General features: G+C 75.0%; 7 protein-coding genes. 1 reads left to right on the top strand and 6 read right to left on the bottom strand.

The window, feature by feature from the left end:
* Positions 1 to 107: 107 nt before the first annotated feature.
* Positions 108 to 1,706: a phytoene desaturase family protein gene (locus FRADC12_RS02720; RefSeq protein ID WP_232303570.1), complete on the bottom strand. Its 1,599-nt coding sequence runs from the start codon at positions 1,704 to 1,706 to the stop codon at positions 108 to 110.
* A 174-nt stretch (positions 1,707 to 1,880) separates the two neighbouring features.
* Between FRADC12_RS02720 and FRADC12_RS02715 the strand changes: the two genes are divergently transcribed.
* Positions 1,881 to 2,474, top strand: coding sequence for a response regulator transcription factor (locus tag FRADC12_RS02715; RefSeq protein WP_232303569.1), 594 nt, complete (start codon positions 1,881 to 1,883; stop codon positions 2,472 to 2,474).
* A 150-nt stretch (positions 2,475 to 2,624) separates the two neighbouring features.
* Here FRADC12_RS02715 and FRADC12_RS02710 read toward each other — a convergent pair whose 3' ends face one another.
* From FRADC12_RS02710 to FRADC12_RS02690, 5 genes are all read right to left on the bottom strand, one after another.
* Positions 2,625 to 3,086: a DUF5990 family protein gene (locus tag FRADC12_RS02710; protein ID WP_045875420.1), complete on the bottom strand. Its 462-nt coding sequence runs from the start codon at positions 3,084 to 3,086 to the stop codon at positions 2,625 to 2,627.
* A gap of 92 nt (positions 3,087 to 3,178) precedes the next feature.
* A complete protein-coding gene (locus tag FRADC12_RS02705; protein WP_045875419.1) occupies positions 3,179 to 5,665 on the bottom strand; it encodes an Hsp70 family protein in 2,487 nt (828 codons plus the stop codon).
* A 163-nt stretch (positions 5,666 to 5,828) separates the two neighbouring features.
* Positions 5,829 to 8,573, bottom strand: a complete 2,745-nt coding sequence (locus tag FRADC12_RS02700; protein ID WP_045875418.1) for a WD40 repeat domain-containing serine/threonine protein kinase — start codon at positions 8,571 to 8,573, stop codon at positions 5,829 to 5,831.
* A 322-nt stretch (positions 8,574 to 8,895) separates the two neighbouring features.
* Positions 8,896 to 9,972 (bottom strand): hemolysin family protein, encoded by a 1,077-nt coding sequence (locus FRADC12_RS02695; protein ID WP_045875417.1) that lies wholly within the window; start codon positions 9,970 to 9,972, stop codon positions 8,896 to 8,898.
* On the bottom strand, positions 9,969 to 11,594 hold the full coding sequence (locus FRADC12_RS02690; protein WP_232303568.1) for a hemolysin family protein: 1,626 nt from the start codon (positions 11,592 to 11,594) through the stop codon (positions 9,969 to 9,971). The genes FRADC12_RS02695 and FRADC12_RS02690 overlap by 4 nt, the downstream gene beginning before the upstream one ends.
* Positions 11,595 to 11,851: the final 257 nt, after the last annotated feature.

The raw sequence follows: 11,851 nt of genomic DNA, 5'->3' as shown, positions 1-11,851 counted from the left end.
GTCAGTCACACTGGCTTGCGATCACGGCGCGGCTGCTGGGACCACAGTTCGCGCGCGCAGGCCCGCGCCCCATGGGGCCGATTGGGGCGGACCGCGTCCGGCGGCGCCTACCGGGCGCGGTAGAGGGCCAGCTGGGCGGCGTGGCGGCCGGACATGCCGTGGATGCCGGCGCCGGGTGGGGTGGCGGCCGAGCACAGGTAAACGCCGGGCAGCGGGGTCGCCCAGGGCTGGCGGGACAGGACCGGGCGAGCCATCAGCTGGCGGACGTCGGCGGTGCCGCCGCCGATGTCGCCGCCGATGTCGTTGGCGTTGTGTGCCTCGAGGGCTGCCGGGCCCATCGTGTGGCGGGCGAGAATGCGGTCGCGGAAGCCGGGGGCGAACCGCTCGAGCTGGGCCTCGATCGCGTCCGTCATGTCGACGGTGGAGCCGAGCGGGACGTGGCAGTAGGCCCATCCGGTGTGCTTGCCGGCCGGCGCCCGGCTCGGGTCGGCGACGGTGGCCTGGACGAACAGCACGAACGGCCGTTCGGGGTGGCGGCCTTGGGCTACCGCGTGCTCGGCGGCGGCGACCTGGGCGAGGGTGCCGCCGAGGTGGACGGTGCCGGCGGCGGCGACGGCGTCGTCCCGCCAGGGCACCGGGCCGTCGAGCGCCCAGTCGACCTTGAAGACGCCCGGGCCGTAGCGGTAGCGGGCCAGCGCGGCGCGGTAGCGGGCCGGTAGTGCGTCGCCCGCGATCCGCAGCACCTGGCGGGGGGTGAGGTCGAGCAGCACGGCTCGGGCCGGCGGCAGCTCGGCGAGGCTCGTGACCTCGTGGTCGGTGACCAGGTCGCCGCCGAGGCGGCGTAGCCGGGCGACGAGGGCGTCGGCGAGGCTCGCCGAGCCGCCGACGGCGACCGGCCAGCCGACCTGGTGCGCGGTCACCCCGAGGAGCAGCCCGTAGGCCGAGGTGATCGTCTGCCGGAGGTCGAGCATCGAGTGCGCGGCCAGCCCGGCGAAGAGCGCCTGGGCGGCGTCGCCGCGCAGGGCGGCGCGGGCGAGCCCCGTAGCGGGCCACACGCCGGCCGCGCCGAACCTGGCGAGTGCGAGCGGCGCGGCGGGTGGCAGGCCCAGCAGCGACAGCACGGTGTCGGGGAGCCGGGGGCCGGCGGCGACGAGCGGCCCGAACAGCCGCCGCCAACCGGACGGGTCGCCACCGGACGACGACGCCGGCGTCGGGCCGGTCGCGCCGGATGCGGAGCCTGCCGGTGCGCGGCGCTGTCCAGCGGCCAGCCCGGCGGCCGTGCGGTCGATGTCGCGCAGCAACAAAGCCGTTCCGTCGTCGAGCGGGTGGGCGAGCGGTATCGGCGGGTGCGCCCAGGAGACGCCCGGGGCCCCAGCCGGATCGGCGCCAGGGCCCCTGCCGGATTCGCGGAGCGGATCTGGGAGGTCAGCGAGCTGGGAGGTCCGGGCCTGGCCGTACCCGCGCAGCGCCGGGGACGACAGTGCCAGCGGCAGCACCGTGGCGCAGACGTCGTGCCGGAAGCCGGGCAGGGTCAGCTCCTCGGTGCGCAGGCCGCCGCCCGGCACGCTCTTCGCCTCGAGCACCAGGACCCGCCAGCCGGCCTCGGCGAGCATGACCGCCCCGGTCAGCCCGTTCGGACCGGACCCCACGACGACGGCGTCATAGCCGTCCGGCCGGGCCTGAGCCACCGCGCGCTGGACTGTCAAGACCTGCCCACCTCCTCGGCCTTCGCGGCGTACTCTGCCACGCCCACCCCTGGCCATGGCCCGGAAGGTCCGGTGGGCGCGCGCGCGACGGCTATGGCGAGCCGGCGGGCCGGGGTGGCGTCAGCCAGCGGACTGGCGGGGCACCCCGTGATCGTCTTTCGGTAGGCTTTTCCTGTGTCACTGGGCATCGTGCTCGCCGACGACTCGCTGATCGTGCGCGAGGGCGTGCGCGGGATGCTGGACAGCCAGCCCGATCTCGCGGTGGGCGAGCCGGGACAGCTCGCGAGGGCGGTGCGTGCGGTCGCGGCCGGCGGATCGGTGGTCGACCCCGCGGTCGTGGAGGCACTCGTGGCCGCGCGCGCCACGCGCAGGGCCTCGCCGCTGACGGCGCTGACCGACCGGGAACGTGACGTGCTCGCACAGATCGCTCAGGGCAAGAGCAACGCGGCCGCCGGCGCGGCGCTGTTCCTCAGCGAGCGCGCGGTCGAGAAGCACATCAACACGCTGTTCGCCAAGCTGGGCCTCACCGCCGAGCCGGACACCAACCGCCGCGTCAAGGCGGTGCTCATCTACCTCTTCGCCCGGGCGTGCCAGGTCCGTCGGCTGGTGCTGATCCATCACGGCCCGGGCCGGACCGACACCGACCTCGACGCGCTGGCGGCGCAGGTCGCCGTCGCCGAGGAAGCCGGCGACCTGCTGATAAATCTGGGCCGGGAGGGCGACGTGATCCCCTGCGGCCAGCCGGCCCCGGCCTCCGCCGCCCGCTGAGCCGCGTATCCCGTCGCCGGCGTGATCCGATGGCGCCGCGGTCATCGGACCGTCCCGTCCCGCGCGACGGTCCTGAGCCCGCCGCCGGAGGCCTCGACGGCCGGACCGGGCGCGCCCCCGCGGATGCGCCCCGTCGTCCTGGCCGGCGAGTCAGCTCGACGCGGCGGTCCAGGTGATCTGAGGGGGGCGGACGGACGCGCCCGTCGGGTGGCCCTTGGCGTCGGTGAGGCCGAGGCGCCCGACGAGCAGCCCGGACTCGACCGCGGCCGCGAGGACGTCGGCCGGCACGGCGTTCAGCCACAGCTTGGCCCGGCGGAACATGGTGAAGCCGCCGGTCGCCGGGTCGACAGTGCCCCAGTTGAGGTAGAGGAACCGCTCGCCGGGCCGGCCCTGGACGTACCGGCCCTTCAGGTCGAGGCCACCCGGCGTGACCGCCGAGGTGCACTCCAGCGTCCACACCGCCATGGCGACGTCGGCCGCCACCGGGTCGAGCAGCTCGGCCGGCCGTTCCCGCCGCTGCACCGCGACATGGATGTTCTCGTAGCCCGCAAGCCCGGCGGGGCCGGCGCAGCTGCGCCCCGGCAGGTCGGTTCCCTCCACCCGGATCAGCACCGGCCCATCATCCGCCGCGCGTACGACAAGCCGAAGGCGGCCGGCACGGGGCCGGCCGCCTCGGTGGGAACGGCCTCCGACGCGGGGACCGGTCAGGCTGGGACTGGCCCGACCCCCTGGGTCAGGCTGTTGACCTTGTCGATGTTCTCCTTCACGGTGGCGTCGTCGCGGGGGACGTAGTGCGAGACCTGCGCGATCGACTGCTCGTTCTCCAGGAAGAACTTCATGTAAGCCGCCGTCGCGGGGTCGCGCAGCGCGTCGGTCCGCACGTAGACGTAGAGCGGCTTGCACAGCGGTGTGTAGACGCCGGTGCCGGCCGTGATCGCGTTCGGCGGCTCGCAGCCCGAACCCCCGTTGACCAGCACGCCGCGCAGCTGGGCGCCGAGCGTCTCGAACGTCGGGAAGTCCAGGAAGCCGATCGCGTCCTTGTCGGACAGCACGGTCTGCGCGACGCCGCCCAGGTCCCTCACGGTGTAGTCCCGCGACTTCGTGCTGTCCCCGTTGATGCTGGAGTTGAACACCTCGGCCTGGACGGTGTTCTTCGCCGGGCCGACGAAGTTGATCGGCTCGTCCGGGTAGGACTTGTTGATCTGGTTCCACCGGGTGATCGTCGAGCCGGGGGCCCAGATCGACTTCAGCTGCGTCAGGTTCAGGCAGCCCAGCCAGGTGTTCGCCGGGTTCACGATGATCGGCAGGGTGTGGTGGGCGATCTCGAACCCGACGACCTTGTCCTTGCAGCTCGGGTCGGGCGCGAACTTCGGGTCCAGCTCGAACGAGGCGCCGGCGATCGCGGCCTCACCGGAGCAGAGCTTGGCGAACGCCGTGGTGGTGTCGGTGACGGTCGAGTCGAAGGCGACGGTGACGTTCGGCTGGCTCGACGCCAGCTCCTGGGACGCCTTCTCCAGGATCGGGGCCACCTCGTCGGAGTCCGCGACCCGCACCACGTTTCGCGAGGGTGCCGCCGCCGCGGTGGTGGGCGCGGTGACCGTCGCGGGTGCGACGGCCGGCGCGGTCGTCGCCTGCACGGCGGCGGTGTCGTTGCCGCCGCCCTGGGTGAGCACGACTCCGAGCGTCGTGCCGCCGGCGATGAAGACGACGGCCGCGACCAGCGCCGCGATCCCGCCCGCGGAGCGCAGGGCCCCGAGGCCGCCGCGGCGCCGGCGGTTGCGGCCGCCGGCCGCTCCGCCGCTGGCCGCTGCGGGCCCGGCCGCTCCGCCGCTGGGCGGCGCTGCCGCAGCGGCGCCGGTGCTCCACGCCGCGAGCCCCGTCGGCTGTGTCCCGCCGGCGGTCGCGGCGGCCCCGGCCGGGAACGACTCGTAGGCCGCGGTGATCAAGGCGGTCGCGTCCGCGTCGTCCGGCCCGCTCGCGGCGGCGAACGGCACGGCCGCTCCCGCGCCGGCGAGCGCGCCCGACGGCGGCAGCGACACCCCCGGGAACGACGAGAGCTCCGGCGGCTCCAGCGTGGCGCCGCCGATCACCGCGGTCTCACCACCGGCCGGCGGCTCGGCCTGCTCGGCGAGGCCGATCGCCAGCAGCGCGGCCCCGATCGCCAGATCCTCCGCGGGCGGCTCCTCGAACCGGCGCGCGCCGGGCAGCGCGGCCCGGACCAGCTGGCCGACCAGCGGCATCCGCGCGAGACCGCCGTACAGCAGCACCGACGACAGGCCGCCCGCGGTCGTGGGAACCGAGCGGACCGTCCTGGCCAGCACCCGGACGCTGTCCTCGACCGCGGGCGTGACCAGCCTCTCCAGGTCCTCGCGGCGCAGCGTCACCCAGGCGAACGCCCCGGGCAGGGTGACCGGGACCGACGCCTCGTCGTCGGCCGCGAGCGTCTCCTTGGCCGCGACGACCTCGGCGCGCAGCCGGCCGAGCGCCGCGGCCGTGGCCGGCTCGGTCCGGTCCAGCAGGGCGACGTCCACCCCGCTCGCGGCCAGCACGTGCTCCAGCAACAAATCGTCGATCTCGACACCGGCCATCCCGGCCGGCGTGCCGGCGACCTCGGCGCCGTAGTCGGAGACGGACAGCACGGCGGCCTCGCACGCGCCGGCCCCGAAGTCGTAGACCGCGATCAGGTCCGCGCCGCGGCCGGGCGTCCTGGCCGCCGCGCGCCGGGCCAACACGGCGCCGAGCGCGTCGGCCGCCGGCACCGCCCGCACCGGGACGTCCACGTCCAGGCGCTCCAGCGCCTCCGTGAACAGCTCGCGGCGCCGCGAGGTCCAGCTGGTCGGGTAGGTCACGACGACCTGGTCCGGCGCCTCGCCCCGGTTCTCGGTGACGGACGCGAGCACGCGGTCGAGGAACCGGGTGACCAGGCCCTCGGGTGTGTAGGCGGACCCGCCGGCCATGACCGGGGCGGAGTCGCCGATCCGGCGCAGGAACCCGTGTGCCGCCCGCGACGGCTCGGCGAGCGCGCGCCGGGCGGCGGCGCGGCCGAACACCACCGGGGCACCGGCCGGGAAATAGAGAACCGTCGGAATCGACGGACCGCCGGCGACCGTCAGAATCTGGGGCCAGTCGCCCGAGGCGACCGCGACGGTGGTGTTCGCCGTTCCGATGTCGATACCAAGCTGGTAGCCCATCGCTTTGTCACCTGTGCCCTTTTGCTGTCACACGGGCGCGACGCGGCCGGCCCGACTTCTCGATCACCGAACTACCATCGCACCAGGCTGGGTATGAGGCGCGCCGCCTCGGTACAGGTGAACCTGTCGGACCGGGGCGGGCGCGGTTTCCATCGGGAACGCCTTATCGCCCGGCGCACGGGTCGGAGTAGGCGAGGTCGGAGATGAGGGATTTCCATTCCGACGCGCCGATCCTGTTTGCCGGATTCGCGCAGGCGAGGGCCGCCAGGCGGGCCGGGTCGGTGGAGATCAGCGACGCGGCGCCGGGGGTGCCGCTCGCGGGCGCCGTCAGCAGCATCTTCCCGGCCCCGCCAACGGCCAGGTCGAGGCCGGCGGTGCCCTTGCCCAGCGAGAAGGAGCTGGGGGTGTTCGCCGCGTCGACGCTCCAGCCGAGCAGGCCGCCACTCGCGTCGCTGCTGACGACCAGGCCCGGCCCGAGCGCCGCCACGTCCACCACCGGTGCGCTGCCTTGGGTCACCTGGCCGATCTGTCGCGGCGCGTTGAGGTCCGTGATGTTCCAAAGCCGGACCGTCTTGTCGCTTCCCCCGGTGACGATGCGCTTGCCACCCGGCAGGAATGCGACCGAGGTGACCTGGCCGAGGTGCCCGATGGCGGATCCCCGCTGGACGGGGTTGCGCGGGTCGGCGAGGTCCCACAGGGACACCGTGCCGTCGACGCCGGCGACGGCGAGCGTGTGCCCGTCCTGGCTGAGCGCGATATCCGTGATGATCCCCGAGGTCACCTTCAGGCCCAGCCACTTCGGGTTCGCCGGATCGGCCAGGTCCCACAGCTCGACGAACCGGTCCTGGCCGGCGGTGACCAGCAGCCTCCCGTCGCCGGACAGCGCCAGCCGCTGCGGCTGGCTGGCCTGCGGCTTCACGTCGGAGATCGCCCGCGGCGCGTGCGGGTCGGCGAGGGCCCACGCGTGGCCGATCTCGCCTCCGGTCAGCAGGTCACCGCCCGGCAGGAACACCGGGGCCGACGGCGCACCGCTGTCCCCGGTGGCGATGTCCGCGAGCAGCGCCGGCGTCGCCGAGGCCAGGTCCCACAGCCGGACCCGGCCGGCCTCGTCGGTGGCCGCGGCGAGGCGGCCGTCGGTGGTCAGCGCTACGCCGGTGTAGGCGGCGGGCGAACCAGGCAGGCTCACCTGGGAGCTGGCCGCGAAGGACGCGACCATGGCGCTAGACGCGGCCTGGGTCGGCGCGATCCGGTAGGCGGCGAGGCTGAGCCGGGCCGCGCGGGCCTGGTTGGTCGGGCGGGCCGCGTCGGCGGCTTTCGCGAGGGTGTTGGACAGCTCGGCGGCCCGCGCCGGGGACACCGACGACGGCCCGCTGCCGCCACCGGACCCGTTCGCGACCACCAGTGGGATGCCTACCGCGGCGGCAAGCAGCACCAGCCCGGCGGCTACCAGCACGACCGTGCGCCGGCCGCGCCCGGCGCGCGCCGGCCGCGCCTCGTCAACGGTCCCGGTGGGCGGCGCGACGTGGGCCGTCGCCGCGGCGGCGGCTCGCTCGTCCCCGGGCGCGGCCTGCGGGCGGGCCTGCACGGCTGGCGCCGGCGAGACGTGCGCGGGGGAGGGCGTGGTGGCCGGCGGTGCCGAGGGGTGCGGTACCGGTGTGCGCGGTACCGGTGTGCGCGGCGGCGGCGTCCGGGTCGTGGGCGGCGCCGGGGTCGTCGGACGCGGCGCGAGCGTCGGCGGCTGAGGCCCGGCGGACCGGGCGACCGGTCCACCGGTCGAGCCGGGGGCGGCCGACGGCGCCGGGACCGGCCGCGGCGCTGGCGCGACCGGAGTGACGGAGGTCGGCGGGGCCGAGATCGGGGCACCGGTCGTGGCCGGAGCCGGGGTGAGCAGACCAGTGGTCGCGCCGGACAGGGGCGCACCGGACACGGCCTCGTCGCCGTCCTGGTGGCGGCCGCGGCCGAACAGGTGGCCGCGTCGGCGGCGGGCGCTGTCCTTGCCGCCGGTGGAGGTCGCCTCCTGCGCCGCCGGCCCGGAGGCCGCCAGCCGGGCCGCGGGCAGCGCGGCGCCGCTCATCAGGGAGATCCGCAGCTCTTCGGCCGTCGGTCGCTCCGCCGGGTTCTTGCGCAGCGCGGCGTCGACCAGCGGCGCGAGCTCGGCGGGGACGCCTTCGATGTTGGCGGGCTCGTAGAGGATCCGGTAGAGCAGCGCCTCGATGCGGCCCTCGCCGAAGGGCTGGCGGCCGGTCGCGGCGAAGACGGTGATGGCTCCCCAGGCGAAGACGTCGGCGGCCGACGTGACGGGCGAGTCCATGATCTGCTCGGGGGCCATGTAGCCGGGGGTGCCGATCGCGTGCTTGGCGGTCCGGGAGAACTCGCCGGATCCCTCGAAGTCGCGGGCCAGCCCGAAGTCGATCACCTTCGGGCCGACCGGGGACAGCAGGACGTTGGCCGGGGTCAGGTCCCGGTGCACGATCCCGGCGGCGTGGATCGCGGAGAGCGCGGTCGCCACCGAGAGCGCCATCTGCTCCAGGTCGGCCGGGCGCAGCGGGCCGCGGCGGCCGACCATCTTCGACAGCGTCGGGCCCTCGACGTACTCGGTCACCAGGTACGGCCACGGGCCGTCCGGGTCGGCGTCGAGAACCGCCGCCGTCGTGAACCGCCGGACCCGGCGGGCGCTTTCGGCCTCCCGGCGGAACCGGGCCCGGAACTCCGGGCGCTCGGCGAGCTCAGGCTTGATTACCTTGATCGCGACGGCGTCGCCGTCGGGACTGTGACCAAGGAAGACAGTTCCCATTCCGCCCTGGCCGAGCCGCCCGGTGATCACGTACTTGCCCAGCTTGCGTGGATCCGCCGCGTTCAGCGGGGCCGGGGCATTGCCGGATACCGGGGGTGGTGTCGATCCCGCCACCGGTCCCCTCCCCCTCGTGACGAGTTACAGCTTTTCGATTGTCGATCCTGACACGGGAGACCGCGTCCGCAAGTAAAGATATTGACTATCGGCGCAGGCCACGCCAGTTCCTGCGCCGATACCGGGGAACTGGCCCGGCATGCGACCACAGGCTACGCCGCATGGTCGACGCCGAGCACAGCGATTGCGCGGATATCGCCCTAAGTGACGCCCAGCCGACACCAAAGCCCGGACGCACCCTCCCTCGGGGTGCTCGATGCTGGCGTTCGGGCCGTCAATCCGGGTCCGCCCGCCGGCCCGGCGGGCCGGTGCTGGACCATTGTCAGCCGGGCCGGCCCGCCGGCGTGGCCTGGCGGCCGGGCCGGCGAGCGGCCTCGTCGCGGATCTCGCCGACCAGCTCCTCGAGGATGTCCTCCAGCGCGACCAGGCCGAGCGACTCGCCCCCCGCGTCGACGACCTGGCCCAGGTGCGCGCCGGAGCGCTGCATGACCGTCAGCGCCTGGCGCAGCGTCGCGTCCGCGGCCACGTGCACCAGCGGGCGCAGCCACTTGGCTGCCACCGGAGACGCCCGCCGCTCCGGCCGGGTCTCCAGGATGTCCTTGAGGTGCAGGTAGCCGATCAGCCGGCCCGCGAAGTCGTGCACCGGGAACCGGGTGTAGCCCGTGCTCGCCGCCAGCTGCTCGAGCTCCCTGGGGGTGATCTCCGTCGGGACGGTGACCAGGCCCTCCCGGGGCAGCAGCACGTCGCGGGCGGCGCGCTCGTCGAAGGCCAGCGCGCCACTGACCAGCTCGTGCTCGTCCGCCTCCAGCAGCCCCTCGCGCCGCGACTCGTCGACCAGGCCGGCCACCTCGTCACGGGTGAAGACGCTCGCGACCTCGTCCTTCGGCTCGATCCGGACAAGCCGCAGGCTGGTGTTCGCGACCCAGTTCAGCGCGACGATCACCGGGCGCAGCACCAGCACCAGGCCGGCCAGCGGCGGGGTCAGCACCAGTGCCGCCCGGTCCGGCTCGCCGAGCGCGATGTTCTTGGGCACGGTCTCGCCGATCACCACGTGCAGGACGGTGACCAGCACCAGGGCCAGCACGAACGCGATCGGGTGGACCGCTGCTTCGGGCAGGCCGACGGCCTCGAACGGGCGCTCGACGAGGTGGGCGATCGTCGGCTCGGCGAGCGCGCCGAGCCCCAGGGTGCAGACGGTGACCCCGAGCTGAGAGCCGGCCAGCATCAGCGACACGTGCTCCATCGCCCGCAGCGTGATCCGCGCCGACCACGACCCGGCCTGCGCACGCGGCTCGATCGTCGTGCGGCGCGCCGAGATCAGCGCGAACTCCGCGCCGACGAACAGCGCGTTGCCCAGCAGCAGCGCCGCGACGAACACCAGCTTCAGTACGTCGCTCACCGGCCACCGTCCCGCCGCGGGCCACCGGCGCTCCAGCCCGGGCGGCCGTTCCAGCCCGGGCGCGGCGCGTCGGTGCCGGCCGGGCCGGAGAAAGCCGACCGATGGTGGTCCGGCCCGGCCGCACGACCGCTGCCACGGGGTGGATGGGCCGGCGGCAGCGCGCGGCGCGGGTCGACGACGACGTCGCCGTCGGCCAGCTCGGAGCCGCCGCCCGGCGGGGTGCCCTGACCTCCTGGACCCGGGCGGTCCGCGTCGTCCCGAGCGGGACCCGCGCCCGGGCCGCGCTCGGCGTCTTCCTGCCTGCGGTGACGCCTAGGCGGAGGGCCGGACGCCGGCGGGTCCAGCCGGATCCGGTCGACCCGGCGGCCGTCCATCCTTTCCACGGTGTAGCCGACGCCGGCCACCTCGACCGAGTCGCCGGCGGCCGGGATGCGCCCCAGCGCCGCGGCCATCAGGCCGCCGAGGGTCTGGTAGGCGTCGTCGGTCGGCACGGGCACCCCGGTCAGCTCCTCGGCCTCCTCGGGACGCAGCAGCCCGGACAGCGCCCAGCTCCCGTCGCGGTGGCGCACGGCGCGCGGGCTCACCCGGTCGTGCTCGTCGACGACGTCGCCGACGATCTCCTCGATCAGGTCCTCGGCCGTGACCAGGCCGTCGGTGCCGCCGAACTCGTCGACGACGATCGCCATCTGCAGCCCGCCGGCGCGCAGCGTCTCCAGCAGCGGTTCCAGCGGGGCCGTCGACGGGACGGTGACTGTCGGCCCCATCACCGCGCGGACCGGGGTGGTCGCGCGGTCCTCCTCGGGCACCGCGACTGCCCGCTTGATGTGGATGAGGCCCACCACGTCGTCGCTGTCCTCGCCGAGCACCGGGAACCGCGAGTGCCCGGTCCGTCTCGTCAGCGTGATCACGGCTGCGACCGGCTCGTCGGCGCTGATCGAGCGCATCCGCACCCGGGGCGTCATCACGTCCTGGGCGGTCCGGTCCCCGAACAGCAGCGAGCGCTGCACCAGCGTCGCGGTCTCCCGGGCCAGCGCGCCGTGCTCCGCCGACCGGCCGACCAGTGAGAACAGCTCCTGGGCCGAGCGGGCCGAGGCCAGCTCCTCCCGCGGGGTGATCCCGAACCGGCGCAGCAGGAGGTTGGCTGCGCCGTTGAGGAACCGGATCAGCGGCAGCGCGGCGGCGGTGAAGCCGCGCTGGAAGCGCTGGGCGCCGTTCGCGGTCGCGAGCGGCCGGGCCAGCGCGACGTTCTTCGGGACCAGCTCGCCGAACACCATGGTCAACACAGTGGCGATCACCAGGGCGAGCGTCACGGCCAGGTCGTCCGCGAGCTGCGCGGGCGCGCCGAGCCGGCCGAGTGGGCCGGACAGCAGCTTCGCGATCGCCGGCTCGGCCAGGTAGCCGATGCCCAGGTTGGTCAGCGTGATGCCGAGCTGGGCGCCGGAGAGCTGGGTGGACAGGGTGCGCAGCGCCTGGAGGGTGCCGTGGGCGGCCCGGTCACCGTCGTGCGCCGCGCGCTCCACGCTGGCGCGGTCGACCGTGACGAGGGCGAACTCGGCGGCCACGAACAGGCCGCAACCCGCCAGCAGGATGACTCCCGCGATGAGAAGGAGCGCCTGGGTCACCGGTCGACCCCCACGGGCGCTCCCACACGCGTGGATCGGTTCGGACTACAACCGGTACCGCCCGAGTCGTTCATGATCCCTTCCGTCGTCGTCTGTTGCCGGCGCATCGGGCTTCCCCGGCCGGCCTGGTCCAACGCATGACACATCACCAGTGGCGCGCCGGCCGGGCGTGCGGCCGGTGGCGTTGCGCCGCGCTGGAGCCTGCCTGGCCCCCGCCCGCCGAGACCGGCGCCGCCGCGACAGCGCGGCCGCCCGGC

This window comes from Pseudofrankia sp. DC12, from assembly GCF_000966285.1.
Classification (GTDB): Bacteria; Actinomycetota; Actinomycetes; order Frankiales; family Frankiaceae; genus Pseudofrankia.
This window is presented reverse-complemented; position numbering and strand designations above follow the sequence as displayed.

What these genes read in the sequence shown, in the direction of transcription:
- FRADC12_RS02705 (WP_045875419.1), bottom strand. Translation starts at nt 5,665, where the DNA reads ATGGGCTACCAGCTTGGTATCGACATCGGAACGGCGAACACCACCGTC.